Source organism: Thalassobacillus hwangdonensis (assembly GCF_042675915.1).
Taxonomy (GTDB): Bacteria; Bacillota; Bacilli; order Bacillales; family Halobacillaceae; genus Thalassobacillus_A; species Thalassobacillus_A hwangdonensis.
In genome coordinates this window covers 869,454-891,707 of record NZ_JBHTKL010000001.1, presented here as the reverse complement: position 1 = coordinate 891,707, position 22,254 = coordinate 869,454, and the positions used below count along the sequence as shown (strand labels likewise).

26 protein-coding genes are annotated in these 22,254 nt (G+C 44.0%); all 26 read left to right on the top strand.

Translation table 11 applies throughout. The features are described from left to right. Nucleotides 1-16: 16 nt before the first annotated feature. Nucleotides 17-277: a stage VI sporulation protein F gene (locus tag ACFQ2J_RS04705; RefSeq protein WP_386057042.1), complete on the top strand. Its 261-nt coding sequence runs from the start codon at nt 17-19 to the stop codon at nt 275-277. A 338-nt stretch (nt 278-615) separates the two neighbouring features. Continuing rightward, nucleotides 616-816, top strand: coding sequence for a DUF2768 domain-containing protein (locus tag ACFQ2J_RS04700; RefSeq protein WP_386057040.1), 201 nt, complete (start codon nt 616-618; stop codon nt 814-816). Between the two features lie 15 nt (nt 817-831). Continuing rightward, nucleotides 832-1,551: a hypothetical protein gene (locus ACFQ2J_RS04695; protein ID WP_386057038.1), complete on the top strand. Its 720-nt coding sequence runs from the start codon at nt 832-834 to the stop codon at nt 1,549-1,551. A 276-nt stretch (nt 1,552-1,827) separates the two neighbouring features. Further along, nucleotides 1,828-3,306 (top strand): stage IV sporulation protein A, encoded by a 1,479-nt coding sequence (gene spoIVA / locus ACFQ2J_RS04690; protein ID WP_386057036.1) that lies wholly within the window; start codon nt 1,828-1,830, stop codon nt 3,304-3,306. Between the two features lie 455 nt (nt 3,307-3,761). After that, the gene (locus tag ACFQ2J_RS04685) at nt 3,762-4,034 is read left to right on the top strand and encodes an HU family DNA-binding protein (protein WP_386057034.1); all 273 of its coding nucleotides are present in this window, start codon (nt 3,762-3,764) and stop codon (nt 4,032-4,034) included. Between the two features lie 176 nt (nt 4,035-4,210). Further along, a complete protein-coding gene (gene mtrB / locus ACFQ2J_RS04680; RefSeq protein ID WP_386057032.1) occupies nt 4,211-4,438 on the top strand; it encodes a trp RNA-binding attenuation protein MtrB in 228 nt (75 codons plus the stop codon). A 90-nt stretch (nt 4,439-4,528) separates the two neighbouring features. Then, a complete protein-coding gene (locus ACFQ2J_RS04675; protein WP_386057030.1) occupies nt 4,529-5,329 on the top strand; it encodes a heptaprenyl diphosphate synthase component 1 in 801 nt (266 codons plus the stop codon). Nucleotides 5,330-5,332: 3 nt separating this feature from the next. Beyond that, complete coding sequence (locus tag ACFQ2J_RS04670) at nt 5,333-6,034, top strand: demethylmenaquinone methyltransferase (protein WP_386057028.1); 702 nt, start codon at nt 5,333-5,335, stop codon at nt 6,032-6,034. A gap of 24 nt (nt 6,035-6,058) precedes the next feature. Continuing rightward, a complete protein-coding gene (gene hepT / locus ACFQ2J_RS04665) occupies nt 6,059-7,033 on the top strand; it encodes a heptaprenyl diphosphate synthase component II (protein WP_386057026.1) in 975 nt (324 codons plus the stop codon). Nucleotides 7,034-7,124: 91 nt separating this feature from the next. Then, nucleotides 7,125-7,571, top strand: a complete 447-nt coding sequence (gene ndk / locus ACFQ2J_RS04660; protein ID WP_386057024.1) for a nucleoside-diphosphate kinase — start codon at nt 7,125-7,127, stop codon at nt 7,569-7,571. Between the two features lie 190 nt (nt 7,572-7,761). Beyond that, nucleotides 7,762-8,535, top strand: coding sequence for a CheR family methyltransferase (locus tag ACFQ2J_RS04655; RefSeq protein ID WP_386057022.1), 774 nt, complete (start codon nt 7,762-7,764; stop codon nt 8,533-8,535). A 126-nt stretch (nt 8,536-8,661) separates the two neighbouring features. Next, a complete protein-coding gene (aroC, locus tag ACFQ2J_RS04650) occupies nt 8,662-9,828 on the top strand; it encodes a chorismate synthase (RefSeq protein ID WP_386057021.1) in 1,167 nt (388 codons plus the stop codon). Further along, nucleotides 9,819-10,916: a 3-dehydroquinate synthase gene (gene aroB, locus ACFQ2J_RS04645; protein WP_386057019.1), complete on the top strand. Its 1,098-nt coding sequence runs from the start codon at nt 9,819-9,821 to the stop codon at nt 10,914-10,916. Before aroC ends, aroB begins: the two co-directional genes overlap by 10 nt. Before the next feature lie 23 nt (nt 10,917-10,939). Continuing rightward, the gene (gene hisC / locus ACFQ2J_RS04640; protein WP_386057018.1) at nt 10,940-12,046 is read left to right on the top strand and encodes a histidinol-phosphate transaminase; all 1,107 of its coding nucleotides are present in this window, start codon (nt 10,940-10,942) and stop codon (nt 12,044-12,046) included. Next, entirely contained in the window at nt 12,043-13,143 is a 1,101-nt protein-coding gene (locus tag ACFQ2J_RS04635) for a prephenate dehydrogenase (protein WP_386057016.1), read from the top strand. The genes hisC and ACFQ2J_RS04635 overlap by 4 nt, the downstream gene beginning before the upstream one ends. A gap of 7 nt (nt 13,144-13,150) precedes the next feature. Continuing rightward, on the top strand, nt 13,151-14,449 hold the full coding sequence (gene aroA, locus ACFQ2J_RS04630) for a 3-phosphoshikimate 1-carboxyvinyltransferase (RefSeq protein WP_386057014.1): 1,299 nt from the start codon (nt 13,151-13,153) through the stop codon (nt 14,447-14,449). 63 nt (nt 14,450-14,512) lie between these two features. Beyond that, nucleotides 14,513-15,388: a hypothetical protein gene (locus tag ACFQ2J_RS04625; protein ID WP_386057012.1), complete on the top strand. Its 876-nt coding sequence runs from the start codon at nt 14,513-14,515 to the stop codon at nt 15,386-15,388. 17 nt (nt 15,389-15,405) lie between these two features. Further along, nucleotides 15,406-16,662, top strand: a complete 1,257-nt coding sequence (locus tag ACFQ2J_RS04620) for a tetratricopeptide repeat protein (RefSeq protein WP_386057010.1) — start codon at nt 15,406-15,408, stop codon at nt 16,660-16,662. A 30-nt stretch (nt 16,663-16,692) separates the two neighbouring features. Next, nucleotides 16,693-17,253 carry a ReoY family proteolytic degradation factor gene (locus ACFQ2J_RS04615; RefSeq protein WP_386057008.1) on the top strand — a complete coding sequence of 187 codons (561 nt, stop codon included), beginning with the start codon at nt 16,693-16,695 and terminating at the stop codon, nt 17,251-17,253. A gap of 94 nt (nt 17,254-17,347) precedes the next feature. Then, nucleotides 17,348-17,803, top strand: coding sequence for a DUF2487 family protein (locus ACFQ2J_RS04610; RefSeq protein WP_386057007.1), 456 nt, complete (start codon nt 17,348-17,350; stop codon nt 17,801-17,803). 132 nt (nt 17,804-17,935) lie between these two features. Further along, the gene (locus ACFQ2J_RS04605) at nt 17,936-18,442 is read left to right on the top strand and encodes a ubiquinol-cytochrome c reductase iron-sulfur subunit (RefSeq protein WP_386057005.1); all 507 of its coding nucleotides are present in this window, start codon (nt 17,936-17,938) and stop codon (nt 18,440-18,442) included. A 3-nt stretch (nt 18,443-18,445) separates the two neighbouring features. Then, nucleotides 18,446-19,120 carry a menaquinol-cytochrome c reductase cytochrome b subunit gene (qcrB, locus tag ACFQ2J_RS04600; RefSeq protein WP_386057003.1) on the top strand — a complete coding sequence of 225 codons (675 nt, stop codon included), beginning with the start codon at nt 18,446-18,448 and terminating at the stop codon, nt 19,118-19,120. 31 nt (nt 19,121-19,151) lie between these two features. After that, nucleotides 19,152-19,955 (top strand): menaquinol-cytochrome c reductase cytochrome b/c subunit, encoded by an 804-nt coding sequence (locus ACFQ2J_RS04595; RefSeq protein ID WP_386057001.1) that lies wholly within the window; start codon nt 19,152-19,154, stop codon nt 19,953-19,955. A gap of 91 nt (nt 19,956-20,046) precedes the next feature. Continuing rightward, nucleotides 20,047-20,649: a DUF1405 domain-containing protein gene (locus ACFQ2J_RS04590; protein WP_386056999.1), complete on the top strand. Its 603-nt coding sequence runs from the start codon at nt 20,047-20,049 to the stop codon at nt 20,647-20,649. 54 nt (nt 20,650-20,703) lie between these two features. Then, nucleotides 20,704-21,444: a sporulation protein YpjB gene (locus tag ACFQ2J_RS04585; RefSeq protein ID WP_386056997.1), complete on the top strand. Its 741-nt coding sequence runs from the start codon at nt 20,704-20,706 to the stop codon at nt 21,442-21,444. A gap of 76 nt (nt 21,445-21,520) precedes the next feature. Further along, on the top strand, nt 21,521-22,207 hold the full coding sequence (locus ACFQ2J_RS04580; RefSeq protein WP_386056996.1) for a zinc metallopeptidase: 687 nt from the start codon (nt 21,521-21,523) through the stop codon (nt 22,205-22,207). Nucleotides 22,208-22,254: the final 47 nt, after the last annotated feature.

Here is a 22,254-nt window from a genome sequence, read left to right as displayed (position 1 = left end):
TGAGGAGGGACTTCTTGTGAGTGGTTTTCAAAAGAATATGTTCGATCAGATCCAGAATAAATCCAATATTTCACCCGATGAAATATTTAAGGTTGCCGACTCCGTCAAAAATGCAGATTTCTCTGATGAAAAGACGGTACGGAAATTGATCAGGCAATTGTCCAGAATGGCGAATAAACCGGTTTCGAAAGAAAAAGAAGATAAGATTGTCAAAGCAATCGTCAATCAGAATATGCCATTGGACATGAACAGTTTGAATCAATTATTCAAGAAATAACGGTTCGAATAGGCACGTGAGGATACAGCCGCACCAAAATAAGCATAGAATAACTCGCAGCGACTATACTATTTGAGCTGTTTTCTGGGAATGATCTAGTCACAAAAAGGGACTGCGACTAAGTGAAGACGGAAACGGTAAGCTTCAGGGAATCGATCTACATGTAATAAGATGGTGCGATTCTCCTGACAGTTATGCCGTATAGATAACGAACTCCGTCTGAACAAACGTCGCAGTCTTGTTTTCGTGTGCAATCATGACGGGCATTTCCTGTCGGACAGGCAATGTGGTATAATACCTGACGGGTAATACAGCACTATCTAAGGAGGAGACTTCGAATGTCACCAGCTATGTTGAACATGTACATCTCCTTTGCGGGAATGATTTTCATGTTTCTTGCAATCGGATTGATCATGTGGAGCAGAATGAAGTTGACAGGTGTATTTTCAGTGATCGTAGCTATTTTTGCATACATATTCATGTTACTTGCAGGCATCATCATCTTCTATATTGTATTCAGTGGTCCAACAGGAGCTTAGATGAGGAGGCTTAAAATGAACTATGTACGTTTAATTGTCCTATCATTGACCTTGCTGTTGTTGAGCGGTTGTCTGTATCCTGAAAACCGTTTGTCTAAAAATCAGGTGCCGAATGAAACGCAGCTTGAAATGATCCAGGAAGCGGTACTCAAATATAAGGAAGCCGAGCAAGGCTTGCTTCCGATTAAAACAAAAGATCAGGACACCCCGATCTTTCAGAAGTATCCAATTGACTTCAGTAAATTGAAAGAGAAGAATCTGATTACAGAAGCGCCGGGGAGTGCTTTTGAAAATGGAGGAATCTACCAGTATGTCATCATAAGACCTGATGATCAGCCGACAGTGAAGGTTCTTGACCTCCGTCTTGCTGAAGAGCTGAGATCGTTGAAATATCGGATCGATGCCTATCGCAGTGAAAACAAATACCCTCCATTCGATACTCAGATTTCCAAAGGGATCTATGATATTGATCATAAGAAGATTGGGATGGACAGTCCACCTACCGTAACAAGCCCTTATTCTCAGAAGTTGTTGCCGATCTACCTGGACTCAGAAGGGAATTTGCTGATCGATTACCGCAAGGATCTTTATCAGTTCCTTCAGGAATATGACCATGACTATAAAAATGGCGATGATATCAGGTATCTGCTCGTAGACCATGCGCCGTTTGTTCCAGCCTATTCCATACCATACACAGTCAAGGACGGCGAACCTGTTTTCATGCCGGAAGCATAGAAGCATGAGGTGAATCATATGCATAAGAGAGTGCCCTGGAAAGGGTATCGCTCTTATGCATTTTTTTATTTTAAAAAAGTCAACTTAGTTAAAGGAGTAAAGTGAAAGAAAATACGAAGGCTTTCGCCATAACTACTTGGCGACAAGCCAGGTTTTCTAAGTTTTATGAAATAATCCTATGAAATCAGTCATAATCCAATAGGACAACGTCATAGAATCATAGTGTCATAGCTCGTATTACGGATTATGAGTCGATGCAGATCAGGAGGGGATCTTTTGGAAAAGGTCGATATTTTCAAGGATATTTCCAAGCGGACGAATGGAGATATCTATCTAGGAGTAGTAGGAGCGGTCAGAACGGGTAAGTCCACCTTCATCAAAAAATTCATGGAACTGGTCGTACTTCCTCAAATGCCTGAAGGTTCTGAGAGGGAAAGGGCATTGGATGAACTGCCTCAAAGTGCAGCAGGAAAGACAATCATGACGACAGAGCCGAAGTTCGTCCCGAACAATGCAGTTTCAGTGAGTGTCGATGAGGGATTGGATGTAAACATTCGATTGGTGGATTGTGTCGGGTACGCCGTAACCGGGGCTGTCGGATATGAAGATGAGAATGGTCCAAGGATGATTCATACACCTTGGTATGAGGAAGCAATTCCTTTCCATGAAGCGGCAGAAATCGGAACAAGGAAAGTGATTCAGGATCACTCTACGATCGGTGTAGTAGTAACCACGGATGGTTCCATCGGGGAAATTTCCAGAAGTGATTATGTGGATGCTGAGGAACGAATTGTGAATGAACTGAAAGAAGTGGGCAAACCGTTCATCATGATTATCAACTCTGTTAAACCGTATCATCAGGAAACGGATTTACTTCGCCAGCAACTAAGCGAAAAATATGATATCCCTGTACTTGCTCAATCAGTGGAAAGTATGCGTGAAGAGGACGTTTATAGTGTCTTGCGTGAAGCGTTGTATGAGTTCCCAGTACTTGAAGTCAACGTCAATCTTCCTAGCTGGGTGATGGTGCTCGATGAAGATCATTGGCTGCGTACCAACTTCCAGACTGCGATTGAAGAAACAGTCCAGGACATTAAACGTCTCAGGGATGTAGACAGAGTAGTAGGCAACTTTGACGAATATGAATATATCTCCAGAGCTAATCTCTCAGGTATGGAATTGGGAGACGGGGTAGCGGAAATCGACTTGCATGCTCCCGACCATCTCTATGATATCGTACTGAAAGAGATTGTAGGGGAAGAAATACGCGGTAGAGATCACCTGCTTCAGATCATGCAGGATTTCGCTCATGCGAAGCGGGAATATGACCAGGTTGCAGATGCGTTGAACATGGTGAAACAGACCGGATATGGAATCGCAGCACCGACATTGCATGATATGGCTCTCGATGAGCCGGAAATCATCCGTCAAGGCTCGAGATTCGGTGTACGTCTTAAAGCGGTCGCACCGTCGATCCACATGGTGAAAGTGGATGTACAGTCTGAATTTTCTCCAATCATAGGTACAGAGAAGCAAAGTGAGGAATTGGTCAGATATTTGATGCAGGACTTTGAAGATGATCCGCTATCGATTTGGAATTCCGATATCTTCGGCAGATCGCTCAGCTCGATCGTAAGAGAAGGAATCCAGGCGAAGCTGGCTCTTATGCCGGAAAATGCCCGGTATAAATTGAAAGAGACTTTGGAACGTATCATCAATGAAGGATCTGGTGGTATGATCGCAATCATCCTTTAACGGCTCTTAACGGGGCCGTTTTATTTTTTTGTGAACTTTTTTCCAGGTCTCTCATTTACGTGAAAGTCGGTATTTGTATGGTCGAAGCGGATAAAAATGGGTATTTCAATGATTTTTTTTGATATTTTTTCACATTTTGCAGGATATTTGTTCCAATATGTCGTAATATCGTATGTAGGCGAATGTTCACACTCGCTGAATCCAGTCATATCAACGGTTCATGACCTCTTGCACATAAAAAGTCAGTATGTTAAGATTCATGTACCGTTGAGGGCAGAAAGTGCCCTGAAAAGCGGTATTAAGCGATTCTTAGGAAGATCTCTATTGAATTTCCTTTGAAACTCGTTTAATATAAGGCATGTCATCTTAATCGATGATGCCTTTAATAAAATTGTCATCAACGGATGGACATTCCATCCTGGCAATCCAATATCACCCGAGAGGAGGTGAATGTCATGAACAAGACAGATCTAATCAATACTGTATCTGAAAAAGCTGAGCTTTCTAAAAAGGATGCTACTAAAGCTGTAGATTCCGTATTCGATTCTATCATGGATTCACTTAAAGATGGTGAAAAAGTACAATTGATTGGTTTCGGGAACTTCGAAGTACGTGAGCGTGCGGCTCGTAAAGGACGCAACCCACAAACTGGTGCAGAGATCGATATCGCTGCAAGCAAAGTTCCTGCATTTAAACCAGGAAAAGCCCTTAAGGATGCTGTAAAATAATCCTATTACATAGGGCCAGGAAAGGGTGCCATTATGCGCACCCTTTTTCTTTTCTGTGAAATGGATGAAACCGCTTCTACTTAGCTAAACTATTACATAAACGCACCATGCTAGTTGTTTGACAAGGGGTATGATGTCCTCCATAGTAGGAATCAGATAAGAGAGGAGAAGGAAAAATGAACCTGACTGGCACAGATTTTTTTGTTATAAAAGCATTGGAGGATGGGGTCCAGGTCATCGGTCTGACTAGAGGTACAGACACTCGTTTCCATCACTCCGAAAAGCTCGATAAGGGTGAAGTGATGATAGCACAGTTCACTGAACATACGTCGGCTGTAAAGATCCGGGGAAAAGCTTTGATCCAGACGAGCCATGGTGAAGTGACGAATGAAAAAGACGACTGATCATACGACAAGCCTATTCCAGTAAGCCATTTTATGTATTCTATGCTATAATACGGGTGGCTTGGCCATGCACAAGAAAGGATACGGGTGATGCAGGTGCAAACGTTGAATATCGATATCCAAAACATAAAAAATAAAATAGCAGCGCATGTTCGCCATCCTTTTTTGGCGCGGTTCATACCGGAGGCTGTCATTGATGAAGATAAATTGATGATCCTGTCTTCGATCATGGATGATACTTCTTTTTCAGAGGTTAAAAAGGAGCAGTATATCATCACTACAATGCTCGTGCAGATCGCTCTAGATACTCATGACCTCGTCACACTTTCCGACCATGGGGACGATAAAGAGACGGTCAAAAGCCGGCAGCTTACAGTACTGGCTGGAGACTACTACAGTGGGATGTATTATTATCTGCTCTCAGAACTGGATGACATATCAATGATCCACACCCTTGCATCTGCGATCAAGGAAATCAATGAGCTGAAAGTGGATTTATATTATAAAGACGTGGAGTCCTTCCAGGAATTCATGACTGCCTTGAAGGATATCGAATCGTTATTGATCCAGCGTGTAGCTTCACATGTGAAAAGGACGTCCATCAATGACATGGCCAGTGAATGGCTGCTGACCAAAAAGCTGCTGAACGAGAAAAGAAACATGCAGCAATCCGGTTTTTCGCCACTGTTCGATTCATTGATGAAGAGTCCGATCGCGAACTTCACTTCCACCCAGATGATGAGACACGTGGAAAGTATGATACAGAAAAATATGAAACGCCTGGAGGTAACGATCGCTCAATTGCCGTTGCACTTCCAGACGCTTAAAAACTATGCTAACTCTACCTTGTATGATCACAGGTACCAGAATCAAGTCGCAGAAGAGGGATAATCAATGCAGCAATCGAAGGAAGAACGCGTGCATCACGTATTTGAAAAAATCTATGACCGGTATGACACAATGAATTCCGTCATTTCTTTCCAGAGACATAAAGCATGGCGAAAAGATGTCATGCGGCGAATGCAGGTGAAGCAAGGGGACCACGCTCTTGACGTTTGTTGTGGCACTGGTGACTGGACGGTGGCTTTGGCGGATGCTGTAGGAAAGCAAGGGAAAGTCATCGGACTGGACTTCAGTGAAAACATGCTTTCAGTGGCAATCAAAAAGAAGCTTGCTACGAAAAAGTTCCAAATGGAATTCCAGCATGGTAACGCCATGGCATTACCTTTTGAAGACGATCAGTTTGACTTCGTCACCATCGGTTTCGGGTTGCGCAATGTTCCTGACTATAAGCAGGTTTTAAAAGAAATGGCGCGTGTAGTCAAACCAGGTGGAAAGGTCGTCTGCCTGGAAACGTCACAGCCGACGATGCCGATTTTCCGACAAGGATATTATCTTTATTTCAAACATATCATGCCGGCACTAGGCAGGGTGTTTGCCAAAAGCTATGACGAGTACAGCTGGCTTCATGAATCAGCAAAAGATTTTCCTGATCAGCAAACATTGAAGCGGATGTTTGAGGAAGCAGGTTTGACTGACGTTGTGGTGAAAGCCTATACAGGTGGCGTTGCAGCCATGCACATGGGTGAGAAATAATCAGATGGTGTAAGGGTGACCTCGATGAAACTAGCGATGATCTATTCATTCTTAAAACAAGACCTTTCTCAGATCGAAGAATCGATCAATGAGACGATACAAGCAGAACACCCTGTATTAAGGGAAGCATCCACACAGTTATTACAAGCTGGTGGAAAACGGATCCGACCTGTGTTCGTCCTGCTTGCGGGAAAATTCGGTGATTACCAGCTAGAACGGATGAAAGCAGTGGCGGTTTCATTGGAATTGATCCACATGGCATCCCTTGTCCATGATGATGTGATTGATGATGCTGAGTTGCGACGCGGCCAGCCGACCATCAAGTCAAAATGGGATAATCGGATTGCGATGTACACGGGGGATTATATTTTCGCCCGTTCATTGGAATGCTTGTCTGAACTGGATAACCCGAGAGCGCATCAGATTCTTGCCAAAACGATCGTTGAGGTCTGTGTCGGGGAAATTGAACAGATTAAAGATAAATATCATCTCGATCAAAACCTTCGTACATATTTAAGACGAATCAAACGGAAAACCGCTCTGCTTATCGCTGTAAGCTGCCGGCTCGGTGCAATAGCTGCGAATGTGCCATATGAACAGGAAAGAGCTCTTTTCAAGTATGGATATTATGTAGGGATGTCCTATCAGATCATCGATGATGTATTGGATTTTACGGCGTCTGAACAGGAATTGGGCAAACCGGCCGGTGGTGATCTGCTTCAAGGTAACATTACCGCGCCTGTTCTGTATGCGATGGAGGATGACCGTATTGCTGACCAGTTGAGAGAGTTGTTCAAGAATGATCCTGAAGCGGTGACGAAAGACGAGCTTTCAAGCGTTATCGAACAAATCAAACACAGTGATGCGATTGACCGTTCGTTTGCATTAAGTGAACGCTATTTGCAAAAAGCCTATGATGCGCTGGAAACCCTACCTTCAGGCAGAACCAAGCAAACTTTACGTGGAATTGCTAAATATATTGGAAAAAGAAAATCATGATAGGATTGCTACTTTTCCGATAATTTGATAGAATCTTTAACGGTACTATTTTTAAGCGCTTTCAATAATTACATAATGATGAGGTGTAAAAATGGAAAAAACTTTTTTGATGATCAAACCAGACGGTGTACAACGTAATCTTATCGGTGAAATCGTATCACGTTTCGAAGATAAAGGTTTCAAACTTGCAGGATCCAAGCTGATGCAGATCCCTACAGAACTTGCTGAAAAGCATTACGGAGAGCACAGCGATAAGCCTTTCTTCGGTGAACTAGTCGAGTTCATCACTTCCGGTCCAGTATTTGCGATGGTTTGGGAAGGCGAAAATGTAATCGCTACCGCACGTCACATGATGGGTAAAACAAACCCTCAGGAAGCATTACCTGGAACGATCCGTGGTGACTATGGCCTTACAGTAGGAAAGAACGTCATCCATGGTTCCGATTCGCCAGAAAGTGCAGCGCGTGAAATCGATCTATTCTTTGAAGAAGCACAACTTGTCAGCTACGACAAAAACGATCACAATTGGGTTTACTAATTGATGGAAAGGAGAGCAGTGTCACAATTCAGTGACGCTGCTCTTTTGCTTTACTGCTGTAAAAGGTAAGGGAGTTTGTTACAAAAGGGCAGTTGAGTGTTATCTGGCTGAATCCCTCCATCTTTTACTTTACTAGGCATGAAGCATCTTATAAGCTAATGGGAGAAGTGCTCGAAGGAGATAGAATAGAATGAAGAATGATTACAATGAATTCATACTCAATGTGAAACATCACACAGGAATCGATCTAGGCCAATACAAAGAGGCACAGATGAAACGCAGGCTCACCACCCTGAGGGAGAAGCGGGGTTTCGGTGATTTCAATGCTTATTTCAGCCAGCTGAAAAAGGATAGCGCACTGCTTGATGAGTTCCTTGACCGAATGACAATCAACGTGTCGGAGTTCTATCGCAATTACAAACGGTGGGAAATACTCGATAAGAAAGTTATCCCCGAACTTCTGAAGCAGACGAAGAGGTTGAAGGTGTGGAGTGCAGCATGTTCGACAGGTGAAGAGCCCTATTCGCTTGCAATGCTTTTAAGTGAGCATCTTCCACTGAACCAAATCGATATAGTAGCAACTGACCTTGATATTAATGCCTTGAAGTATGCAAAAAAAGGCGTTTACATGGAGAAATCCCTCAAGGAAATCCCGATGAAAATGAAAGAGAAGTATTTTACGAAAGACGGGGCTTTCTATAAAATTGACGAAAAACTTAAGGGTTGTATCCGGTTCAAGGAGCATAACCTGCTCGCAGATGATTATGGCTCAGGATTCGATTTGATTGTCTGCAGGAATGTGCTGATTTATTTCACAGAGGAAGCGAAAGAAACGATCTACAGGAATTTCAGCAATGCTCTTAAGCCTGGCGGTGTGTTTTTTGTAGGCAGTACGGAACAGATTTTTTCACCGAAACATTATGGGCTGGAGGTCTTAGACACGTTTTTCTACCAGCGCCGCTGACATAGGTCGAAAGATTCGTTTTTGATTTGTATTCGTTTACACAGCATACAATTTGTCATACGTCTCACAATTTTCAGAAGATATGATATAGTAATACATAAAATTTCTTCAGATGGAGGTACATGCATGCGTTACATGACTGCGGGAGAATCACACGGAAAACAATTGACGACCATCATAGAAGGGGTTCCATCCCATTTACCTGTATCGAATGACCAAATCAACGAATCATTGATCCGCAGGCAAGGAGGATACGGCAGAGGGCGACGGATGCAGATCGAAAAGGATCTTGTTGAAATCACGGCGGGTATCCGGCATGGATACACGTTAGGCTCTCCGATTTCTCTTATCATAAACAATGATGACTTCAAGCATTGGAGAAATATCATGGGGGAAGCTCCATTGGAAGAAGGCGCGGAAGTGAAACGCACCATATCCCGCCCAAGACCAGGTCATGCAGATTTGAATGGTGCAATGAAATATGGTCACAGAGATATGAGGAACGTCCTCGAGCGTTCGTCTGCAAGAGAAACCGCTGCCCGGGTTGCAGCTGGAGCAGTTGCAAAAATCCTATTGAAGGAACTGGGTATTTCAGTGATCGGTTATGTGAAGGAGATTGGAGGAATAAAAGCTGAAGAGCTTATAGATATGCCTTTCTCCGAGCGTGTGAAAACATCCGAGGCGTCCCCAGTTCGTACGCTGGACCAACGCGTTGAGAAAGATATGATGGATGCGATCGATCAAGCAAAGAAGGAAGGAGACTCGATCGGGGGCGTTGCTGAAGTCTATGTTGAAGGCATGCCTCCCGGTGTAGGCTCTTATGTACATTACGACCGTAAATTGGACAGCCGAATTGCGGGTTCTGTCGTAAGCATCAATGCATTCAAAGGGGTAGAATTCGGAATCGGATTCGATGCAGCCAGAAAAAGAGGCAGTGAAGTCCACGATGAAATTGATTGGTCCGAAGATCGAGGCTTCTACCGCAGAACAAATCGTCTAGGTGGATTTGAAGGTGGAATGACAACCGGAATGCCGATTGTTGTCAAAGGTGTCATGAAGCCGATCCCTACGCTTTATAAACCACTTGAAAGCGTCGATATCGAAACGAAAGAAACATTCGCCGCGAGTATCGAGCGTTCGGATTCATGCGCAGTACCTGCTGCATCAGTGGTAATGGAACATATCGTCGCTTTTGAATTGGCAAAAGCCTTGACCGAACAATTCCCTGCAGATCACTTCCCAAGAATGAAAGCTGCAGTTGATGCTTACAGAGAAGAAGTGAGATGCTTTTGAATAGAAAAGAATTGATTGTAAAAACAAACTTCAGCCAATATCCCATCCAGATCGGAAATGGGTTGAGGCATGAAATAGGCAGCAAGGTCGCGCACTACCAAAATGTTCTGATCGTAACGGATAAGAATGTTGCACCGCTTTATTTAGATGAAGTGAAGAAGTCTTTCAGCTCACAACAATCTGTAGCATCTTTCATCCTACCTGCAGGTGAAGCATCTAAAAGCATGGAATGGTACTCGAAGTTGCTGGATGCATGCATTGCGGAGAACCTTGATCGGAAATCGCTGATCATCGCTTTAGGTGGAGGAGTTGTCGGAGATCTCGCTGGATTCGTTGCAGCGACCTATATGAGAGGCATTGATTATGTCCAGATGCCTACAACGTTGCTGGCACATGACAGCAGTGTCGGAGGAAAGGTCGCCATCAACCACCCTGAAGGGAAAAATATGATCGGCAGTTTTCATCATCCGGTGCTTGTCCTCTATGATATTGATATGATGGCTACGCTTCCTCATCAAGAAGTTCGCTCAGGCTATGCTGAAATTATCAAGGAAGCATGTTTGGATGATCAGGAACTTTTCATGAAGATCCTGTCGATCAAGCCAGGTGAATTGATTGAAAACCAGGGCTTTCCACAACACTTATATAAAGGGATGGCGATTAAGGCGTCGATCGTGGAAATCGATGAAAAGGAGTATGGGGTCCGTAAATACTTGAATTTCGGCCATACTTTAGGTCATGCAATTGAAACGGAGCTTGGATATGGCAAGATCACCCACGGAGAAGCCGTTGCAGTCGGGATGCTTTTTGCGATGTGGGTGAGTGAACGAATATATGGGTGCAGCCTGCCGATTCAGGAATTGAAAACGTGGATGAAACATCAGGGGTATCCCATTGATGACTGGAATGAACTAGAGAATCAAGCCCTTATTTCAAGAATGAAAAAAGATAAAAAAGCATTGGATGGAATGATCCACATGGTTTTACTGAAAGAAATCGGTAGTCCTTCCGTTCAAGCAATTGATGAAAAAGCGCTGCTCAAGCATTTGCAGGACTTCCGCAGTGAATATCTGACGTTTGAAAGTTAATGTGATCATTAGGAGGAAGACGAATGAAAGCTAAAGAGATACTAAAGCAAATGTCACCGTATAAACCTGGTAAGCAAATTGAAGAAGTAAAGAAAGAATACGGTTTGAAAAATATCGTCAAACTTGCTTCGAATGAAAATCCATTTGGATTTTCACCAGTGGTCAAGAAGGAATTACCAAATCTCATTTCCCAGCTTGAACTATATCCGGATGGGTACTCTGCAGCTCTTCGTGATAAAGTAGCCGAAAAGCTTAGTGTCGATCCGACGCAGTTGATTTTCGGTAACGGCTCCGATGAAGTAGTCCAAATCATCTGCAGAACGTTTTTGGAACGAGGAACGAATACAGTAATGGCCACTCCTACCTTTCCGCAGTATAAACATAATGCCTTGATCGAAGGTGCTGAAATCCGGGAAGTACAATTGGTAGAGGGGTATCATGACCTTGAAGCGATGCTGGACCAAGTGGATGAACAGACGAGGGTCCTATGGTTATGCAGCCCGAATAACCCGACTGGCGCGCATATCAACGAAACACAGCTGCTGAATGTGCTGGACAGGTGTCCGGAAGATGTGCTCGTCGTTTTGGACGAAGCTTATTACGAATATATTGAAGCAGAAGATTATCCAGATGCGATCAACCTGTTGGATCGTTACCCGAATCTGATGGTCCTGAGGACATTCTCTAAAGCATATGGGCTGGCAGGACTGCGAATCGGATACGGTGTTGCCCAGTCAGCAGTCATCGAACAGCTCGATCCAGCGAGGGAACCTTTCAACACGTCTACGATTGCTCAGGCTGCTGCTATATTGGCATTGGATGATCAGAAATTCATTGAAGATACCTTCAAACGCAACGTTTCGAATAAACATGCTTTGATGGAATTTTGTAATGAAATAGGATTGAACTACTATGACTCAGAAGCGAACTTCCTGTTCATCTTATTACCGATGAGCGGAGATCAGCTTTTCCAGCACCTTCTCTCAAAAGGGTATATCGTCCGATCAGGTGAAGCGCTGGGAATTCCAAAGAGCATTCGACTGACAATCGGAAGCAAAGAAGATATGGAGCACATCCAGTCCGAGATAAAGAATTTCATGGAACTGTACCATGCAGGAGCGGTTCGTTGAGACAAAGAGTAACAATCATCGGCCTAGGCTTGATAGGCGGATCATTAGCTTTGAGCATCAGGAAGCATCCTGATGTTCATGTGCTCGGATACGACAAGAATAACGAATCAGTCGAGCAGGCATTGAAAGCCGGGGCAATCGATGAAGAAGCGATAGACCTTGAAAAGGCTATAAAGAAATCAGATATCCTGCTGCTGGCAACACCAATTTCAAAAACCATCGAGTATATCCAATGGCTCGATGGTTTAAGTTTAAATAAAACCCTGATCGTATCTGATGTCTCTTCTGTTAAGGGCAATGTCATCGAAGCTGCAGAAAGCGTGCGCAATCCGATGGTCAGATTCATCGGAGGACATCCGATGGCAGGTTCCCACAAACATGGATTCCAGGCTGCGAAGGCACATCTATTCGAGAATGCCATCTATGTCCTTACACCACTGGAACATGTGTCGGAGGGAGAGATTGAACAACTGCAGCAATTGCTTTTTCCTACGAATGCGCGTTTTCTATTATTCGATCGTAAAGCACACGATGAAATGACAGCTGTCATTTCTCATTTCCCTCACTTGATTGCATCCTCGCTTGTGCAACAGGCGAGAAAGTGGCACTCAAAGCACCCGCACCTGGAGGATCTCGCTGCTGGCGGTTTTCGTGACATCACCCGTATCGCATCCAGCAATCCGGCATTATGGAAGGATATTTTCTTTCAGAACGATCGTTTGCTTCAGCAGATGCTCGACGATTGGATCCGGGAAATGCAGCAGGTGAAAGAGATGCTGCAATCGAACGAACAGGAGGCAGTGTACGATTATCTTGTCGAAGCGAAAGCTTTCAGGGACGGACTGCCTGTAAAGAAACGGGGAGCAATCCCGGCATTTTACGATATCTATGTAGACATCGAAGATCAACCGGGATCATTACATCAAGTCGTCGCATACTTTTCAGATCAACAGATCAGTATTAAGAATATCGAAATACTCGAAATGCGTGAAGGAATCACAGGTGTACTCCGAATCAGCTTTCAAACTAAGGCAGAGCAGCGGAAGGCCTGCAGGATTCTATCGGACAATGGATATGAGGTACACATAGAGGAGTGAAGCCGTTTTGACTGAAACCAAGCAATTGCAACCGATCGAACAGCCCTTGAAAGGAGAAGTGTACGTTCCGGGGGATAAATCCATCTCCCATCGTGCGGTCATCTTTGCTTCGCTTGCAAGAGGAAGATCAAAGGTGGAAGGCTTCCTGACGGGAGAAGATTGCCTGCGTACGGTAGAAGCATTCCGTATGATGGGTGTGTCGATTGAACAGAACGGAAAAGAATTGATCATCGACAGCCCTGGGGTGGACGGATTTTCTGAGCCGTCCGCTCCAATCAATTTCGGAAACTCGGGTACAACTGCACGTTTAGTGGCAGGCGTACTTGCTTCATTGCCATTTTTCACTACGAGTTTCGGCGATGAGTCTCTCTCACGCCGTCCGATGGACAGAGTGGTTATGCCGTTAAGGGAAATGGGTGCACATATTGAAGGGAGAGATGGCGCGCGTCTATTACCTCTTTCTTTCATAGGCTCAAGGCTAAGAGGAATCACCTATCAGATGCCAGTCAAAAGCGCGCAAGTCAAATCAGCTATCCTTTTAGCGGGCGTACTGGGAGAAGGCACGACGACCATCGTTGAAAAAGCAAAGACCCGCGATCATACGGAACAGATGCTTCCTCGCTTCGGTGTGGACATTTTTGTAAGAGGTAATGAAATTTCAGTCACTGGTGGGCAAACATTATCCCCTGCGGATATGAAAGTTCCGGGTGATATTTCTTCGGCAGCTTTCTTCATCGCTGCCGCAGCGATCATTCCGGGTAGTCATGTAATCATCAAGGATGTAGGATTGAACCATACAAGGACAGGATTCATTGATGCACTCCGATTGATGGGTGCTGAAATTAATACAGAGATAACCCGGACAGTGGGAGGAGAACCGATAGGAGAGGTCGAAGTAGTTCATAGAAAACTCCATGGAACTACTATCGATGGTGATATCATTCCACGGTTGATTGATGAAATCCCTATACTTGCACTTGTAGCCACACAAGCAGGCGGGGAAACGATTATCAAGGACGCGGCAGAATTACGTGTGAAGGAAACGGATCGAGTCGAGACGACAGTGAATGTACTTCAGAAAATGGGTGCATACATCATAGGTAAGGAAGATGGGATGACTATTCAAGGGGGCGCTTCCTTGAAAGGTGCCAGCCTGGACAGTATGATGGATCATCGGATAGGAATGATGATCAGCATCGCTTCTATGATCGCTGAAGGAACCTCCTTTTTGCATAATGGGAGCTGCATCGACATTTCCTACCCGGACTTCTTTGCGGATTTAGAGAATTTGGTACGATCTTCATGAATGCTTCATAGTAGACAGCTCTTGCACATAGGCTTATAGAAAAGCCTTTGAGGTGAGAACTGTATGGGAGCTTATTATTTTTTTCAGAAGTTATGGGAGGACAAGCAATGGTCGGAAAGTGAAATCAGAGTGGAAGGTGAAAGGTTCGTCCGCAGCTATTCCGGTAAAGAGCCGGTTGTCGAGATGGATTTGTCTGCACTACAAGTTACCCCGGGGAATGTGTTTGTCGATACATCGTGCAGTGTCTATCATTCTCCGGACAGGCAATCCATCGCACAAGCATATTTGAAAAAGGGCTGCACATTGCTCATCATTCCTCTACCAATTTCATCATCAATGGAATATAAGCATAAATACCATACATTCCTTACCACACTGGAAGATTTTCCACTTGATTACATGGTAGCACCACTATTTCCTCCACGATTACTAGATGCTGCAGCAATTCGCTATTTCGGCCGCCAGAAATGTCCAATCATCCTTGTCGGTATTGAACGGGTAAGTGACATGGAAGGAATCGGCTGGGAATGGTTCGTGCAGGCCCAATCCCATTCACGGATACCTATTTCTCCATTGATTAATGAGAAGAATGTTGATTACCAGAAGCTGTGGTCAGCTTGGAAAGCTCTTGCATCATCTTGTGAGATGATCACGCTCGAAGATCGAATCGGAGTCGACCCTTTGCCATTTCGGACCTTGCGCCAGACAGGGATCTACCCCTATAAAGGTGCCTTCATTGCTGGTGGGTATGCCGATTATAACCTTTATTTGCACCATGAAGCCGAGCTTATTGATGATTGTGAAGAATTCAGTTATCATGATGCTATTCCGAATGTTACGATTATGAACGGAAAAGTGCTTATGATCAATCAGAAGATGAGTGAAGAAAATGTCAGGGGAAGGCATCTCACCGTCTCCATTCCTAAGCATTTCTTGTAGGTCGAAAGGGTGTCATTATGGAGGAAATACAAAAAGCAGTCCATTTGATGGAAGCGAATAAAACAGAAGAAGCACTGGAGACATTGCACTCCTATCTTCCTGAAGCGGATGAGGAAGAACGGTTTACGATAGCCGAATTGTTCATCCAGTGGGGAATTCTGGATGAAGCTAAGATGATTCTTAAAGAATTATTGCAGCGTTATCCGGATGAAAACGAATTGAAGATCATGCTCGCTGAAATTTATATCGATCTTGAAGAAGATGAAGACGCAATAAATATTCTTAACCAATTCGTTCCTGGAGAAGAAGATTATTTACCTGCCTTGATGCAGCTGGCTGATCTCTATCAGTCACAGGGGCTGTTTGAAGTAGCTGAACAGAAATTGCTTGCAGCCAAGGAAGCAGCCCCTAATGAGGCAGTCATCGATTTTGCATTAGGTGAGTTATCTTTCTCGAACGGCGAGTATAATAAAAGTATCCCATTTTATGAAAATGCGATTCAGCGGGAAGGTGTCATAGGCGACGTGGAGGTTTCCACAAGGTTAGCTGAAGCTTATGCAGCTACAGGAGATTTCGAACAATCGCTCTCCTACTTCCAAAAGGTTGAAGAAGAAAACCCCGATGTGAACTTCCGTTATGGATTTGTCGCTCATCAGGCTGGAAGGAACGATATCGCAATCAAAGTATGGGAAGATTTAGTAGAGCGCGACCCGTTCTATCAATCGGTATATATGCATCTGGCTGAAGCTTATGAAGCAGAAGGGATGCATAAAGAAGCATATGAAATGGCAGAAAAAGGTCTCGCGAAGGATGAGTTCAACAAGGAACTGTTCTACCTTGCGGCGACACTTGCTCACCGCCAGGGAAATAAAGAAGAAGCGTATCAGAAAATGAGAGAGGCGATCAGCCTTGACCCAGGCTACAAGGAAGCTGTCATGTTCCTTATCGAAAATTATAAACAGGATGGCGATGGAGAAGCGATCATCGACTTGCTGAATCACGTCATCGATCTTGGCGAATCTGATGCGAACTATCATTGGGAACTGGCCCGTGCATATGAATCTGAAGAAGCATATTCTGATGCAATAAAACATTATGATGAAGCATATAATTCATTAAAAGAAGATAGTGAGTTCCTGAAAGAGTACGGATACTTCCTGATCGAAGAGGGGAGGATCGAGAAAGGTAAACGTGTACTGGTTGACTATTTGACTTTTGAGCCGACTGACAGTGAGGTAGAGGAATTCATCCATCGTCTGGAAGATCGTGGTTAGTTTCGTTAAAACGGCGCAGGAGGGGCGAATATGGAAACACCGATATCTGTACAGGATAAAAAGGATTTTGTCCGGTGGTTTTTGAACCATTATCAGTTGAAAAAAAGAGAGAGTGTGTGGATTCTGAATTACTTGATCAATCATGAGACGATTTTGAATCATGCTCATTTTGTCGACGAAGTTGAGTTCAGTCCCAGGGGAATCTTGATCAGTGCCCAAGGTGTGAAGACGCCGCCATTCCGTTTTTATAAGGATCAAGTGATGACGACTGACGCAGAAAAGTCATTTCATGATATTCGTTTGAACCAGAAGGAGCCTCTGTATATCCAGTTGAGCTTCGACCAGTCCCACCAGTGCCACAGATATGCGGCGGTTTTGGAAGAGAACCCTTACGTACCTGTGAATCATTATATAACAGCAAAAGATAAACAGCTGGCTGGTAGACTGCTCGATATCAGTCTGCTTGAACATCAGAAACAGCAGTTGGAAAAAGAAATTGACCAAGCTCTGGACCAAGGTGATCGAAGCAACTTCCAACGCCTTTCTGAACAGATGAGACAGATTACCGATGAACTGCAAAAACAGATTTAGTTTACAAACCGGATCGAAAAGATTCGGTTTTTTCTTTTTTTTTGACTAAAATCTAGTAAAATAAGGGATGGTAAGGAAAGGATAGTGAAAACAGATGCAATGGATGAAGCAAGATCTTGAACAATTCCAACAAGCGAAAGAGTACATTGATACGCTCTTGATCCCTTTGATTCCTATGGATCCCTCCAACGAGGAACTTATGATCAAACAGGCAGTGCAGAACGAATTGACTCAATTGTTCTGTCGGGAAATTGAAAATGAATGTAAAGGGAGACTATTACTGACGCCACTTTACACTTACTTGTCGGGCGATGAAGAGGGAGAAGCAGAGCGGTTGAATCGCTGGATATCCAAATTCAAAAGTCAACCGTTCCAGCACGTTTTCTTATTCACGATGGATTCGAAGTGGAAGAAGTATGAGAAAAATGTCGATGCGGATCTGATTTGGGTACCTGCAATGGGAACGAGTGATCTCAACTCGACAGCAACTCAGTCATTTGTCAAAGAGCAGGTCAGGGAAATCACCGGTTTGATCCAGTCATACTGGTAATTTGAAAACTTTTTGTATTGCCCGATATTTTATTGACCGGGCTTACAGTTTACGCTATCATTGTATTGTCCTAGTAAACTGAATGTAATATTAACCATGTGATATGAAGCACAGCATAGAGGGGGGAAAAGAATGAGCGATAAAAAACAAGTATCCCGTCGACAATTTCTGAACTACACTTTGACAGGTGTCGGAGGTTTCATGGCTGCCGGAATGCTTGCGCCGATGGTTCGTTTTGCCATTGATCCGGTACTGAAACCTAGTCAGGAAGGTGAATTGGCACCTGTAACCGAGATGGACAAGCTTTCAAATGAACCACAGCGGTTTGACTGGAAGATCGAACAGGTTGACGGATGGTATGAATCCCAAGTACAAAAAAGCGCATGGGTCTACCTTGATGAAAATGACGAAGTGGTAGCGCTTTCACCGATCTGTACCCATTTAGGTTGTACAGTCAACTGGGCCAGCAATGAAGAATACCCGAATGAATTCTATTGTCCTTGTCATGGAGGACGTTATGAGAAGAGCGGGAACAACGTACCAAACACTCCGCCGACCGCTCCATTGCCACTTTATGTGCATGAAGTGAAGGATGGTATGCTGTACCTCGGAGACGCAAAATCTAGAGAGAAGGTGTAATACATGCTGCAAAAGCTTTATGATTGGGTCGACGAACGAGTTGACATCACTCCTTTGTGGCGTGATATCGCCGACCACGAAGTGCCGGAACACGTCAATCCAGCACATCATTTTTCTGCATTCGTATATTGTTTTGGTGGTTTGACATTTTTCGTGACAGTGATTCAAGTGTTATCAGGGATGTTCCTTACGATGTATTACGTACCTGATATTGAAAACGCTTGGAAATCAGTCTATTACTTACAAAGAGAAGTCGCACACGGACAAATTGTCCGCGGTATGCACCACTGGGGCGCGAGTCTGGTCATCGTCATGATGTTCCTACATACATTACGTGTCTTCTTCCAAGGTGCTTACAAGAAACCGCGTGAATTGAACTGGATCGTTGGGGTCCTGATCTTTTTCGTCATGCTTGGTCTAGGTTTCACAGGGTATCTGCTGCCATGGGATAACAAAGCCTATTTCGCAACAGTAGTTGGTCTTGAAATCGCAGCTGCAACTCCATTCATTGGTGATCACTTGCGTACATTACTTGCAGGGGATCCATCCATCGTTGGAGCGCAGACGTTGACCCGTTTCTTCGCCATCCATGTGTTCTTCCTTCCGGCTGCATTGTTCGGACTGATGGGAGCACACTTTGTGATGATTCGTAAACAAGGTATTTCTGGACCGCTATAGGATTCAGCAAACGTGAAAAGGAGGGAATGCTGTGCATAGGGGAAAAGGCATGAAATTCGTCGGTGACTCCCGAGTCGCTGCCGGACGTAAACCTAACATACCGAAAGATTATTCTGAATATCCAGGTCGTACTGAAGCATTCTGGCCAAACTTCCTTTTGAAGGAATGGCTAGTAGGTGCCGTGTTCCTGATCGGCTTCCTTATATTGGTTGCCGCTCATCCATCTCCATTGGAGCAACAGGCGGATCCTACAAACGCTGGGTATATTCCATTACCTGACTGGTACTTCCTATTCTTATACCAATTCCTGAAATATGAGTTCGCAGGTGGAAATTATATCGTACTTGGTGCGATCGTAATGCCAGGTCTGGCATTCGGTGCTCTGTTACTTGCTCCGTTCCTGGACGTAGGTCCTGAACGTCGTCCAACTAGACGTCCGATTGCAACGGGCCTTATGCTTCTAGGTGTAATCGCTACTTTCTGGTTGACGTATGAATCAGTCATTCATGCTAATTATGAAGAGCGTGCTGAGAAGTATAGTGTAGATGTTGAAGCTGTCGAGTCAGAAATTGACACTTCTTCAGAAGGCTATGCGGTTTACGAAGCGAACTGTCTGTCTTGTCATGGTGACCAGCTTCAAGGTAACTCAGGACCGCCATTGATCGATACAGAGAAATCTGCAGATGAAATAAAAACAATTGCCGTAGAGGGAATTGGAAGTATGCCAGCTGACATCTTCCAGGGATCTGATGAAGAACTGCAAGCACTTGCTGATTTCATCAAAAATCCTGAAGGTGGAGAAGGCGAAGAAGGTGAAGGCGAAGGGGAAGAATAATTCCTCATTGTCCTCAAATGAATAGAAATTTTCAAGCCGCGCTTATGTAAGCGCGGCTTCTCTACTATCTGTCACAAATCGAGGTGAAAGTATGAAGTTATTTTATGACTACATCCTGACGAACAGAATGTTCCTCATTTTTCTTTTAATTGTCAACGTATTTGGAACGATTTATGGTTACATATGGTACGGCTGGCAGTTGGAGATCACTGATCCTCTGTTTTTGATTTTCGTACCGGATAGCCCGACAGCGAGTTTGTTCTTTTGTATATTCCTATTCTTCTTTCTGATGGGTAAAAATGTTCCATACATAGAAGCTTTAGCGATCATTACCTTGTTCAAATACGGAATATGGGCAGTTGTGATGAATCTGCTGACTCTTTCCGTGCAAGGCTCCTTGCCTTGGGAAGGTTATATGCTGATTGCCTCCCATGGTGCCATGGCAATACAGGGAATCCTGTACAGCCCGTACTACCGATTAAGGGTGAGGCATCTCGTTGTAGCTGCAATATGGACGCTTCACAATGACATCATTGATTATGTGTTCGAGCAGATGCCGATCTATGGTTCATTGATTGAATACATGAATGAAATCGGTTATTTCACATTCTGGTTAAGCATCGTCAGCATATGGATCGCGTACTTCTTTGCATTGAGACCTCGGTTGAAAAAGCGTCCAGCATCCATGGTCTAAACTTGTCCCTTCTCTCATACTTTATAAGAGAAAGTAAGGAAAGAGGGGGACACTATGTTACGGATGATCATTTGTTGGATACTGAGCATACTTATGTTCAGTGTTCTTTTCAATCAATCCGCAATGGCACATGGACATCAGGACGCCCAATCGGTTGTCGAAGAATACTATTCGCTGATCAAAGAGGGGGAACTGGAACTTTCCGATAAATTCCTACGATACAATATGGACAAGTTGGAAGACTATATAAAAGAACATAAGCCATCCAAGCATCAGGACTTTACTACGGTCATCAAGCAAAAAGAGCAGGTTCCAGAGTATCTGACTGAAATGCCTTCACCTGGCATGCCCTTGGCCTTGTGGCTGGATGTGCTTATTGGTGGTGAGGCGAGATACTTCATCCATGAACAGGATCAAATGGTGTATGAAATCAAAGAAAGTTTGCAGGGGCATGATCTGATAGCTGAACGCGACATCATCGGAATACTTGATCGTTGGCATGAGTTACTGCCTGCCGCATCTTTATATTATGATGAATTCGTATTCCAGGAGTATCTGGAAAAATACCAGCAACTGGATCAAGCTGAAACCAGGGAAGAAATTGAACGAACTTTGAGTTTATCGCTTGAATTGTTCCACCATCAAGATAACCAAGGGAATCCTTTCCTGTTGGATGCATTGTTCTGGACGATTACCATCATCGGTGGTGCAATCTTGTTTACGTTGTTATATGTAGGCTATAGAAAGTACCAGGCAGAAAAAAAGAAGCAGTACAATCGAAGCAGAAATAGTTGATTTTTTTATGTATTTTGACTAAAATTGACCTAAGAAATAGATAAAGTAAGCTACAACAAAGACGGAGGAATGACTAATGGGTTTGGGGAGTTACTTGATTTACCTTGCGTTATTGATTCTGATTCCACTTTGGGCACAGTCCAGGGTGAAAAGCACGTACAAGAAATACTCCAAGGTTGGGACATCTTCCCATATGACTGGAGCACAGGTTGCCAGAAAGATTTTAGATGACAACGGTTTATACGATGTACGCATAGAAGAAACACGTGGTAAACTGACGGACCATTATGATCCAAGAAAGAAAGCTGTCCGATTATCTACGGATAACTATCACGGAAGTTCGATGGCTGCTTCTGCAATCGCCGCTCACGAAGTAGGGCATGCGATCCAGGATGCACAGGATTACGCATTTCTTCGTTTCAGACATGCATTGGTCCCTGTGGCAGGGTTCGGATCCAATATTTCCATCTTCCTGATCATCGGCGGATTCATATTCGGAATGATGAACCTTGCACTTCTTGGTATCATTTTCTTTGCAGTGGCTGTTCTGTTCCAGCTTGTTACACTGCCGGTTGAATTCGACGCATCGAACAGGGCGATGTCTCAGATGGTTTCTACCGGAGTCATCCGTAATGATGAAGAGCGCAAAACGAAAAAAGTACTCAATGCTGCTGCATTGACATACGTTGCAGCTGCTCTTGTTGCAGTTGCAGAATTGCTTCGTTTCGTCCTCATGTTTGTTGGGATGAACGGTGACGATTAATTATAATTTTAAAAAGCAGGTGATTTCACATCGAAATCACCTGCTTT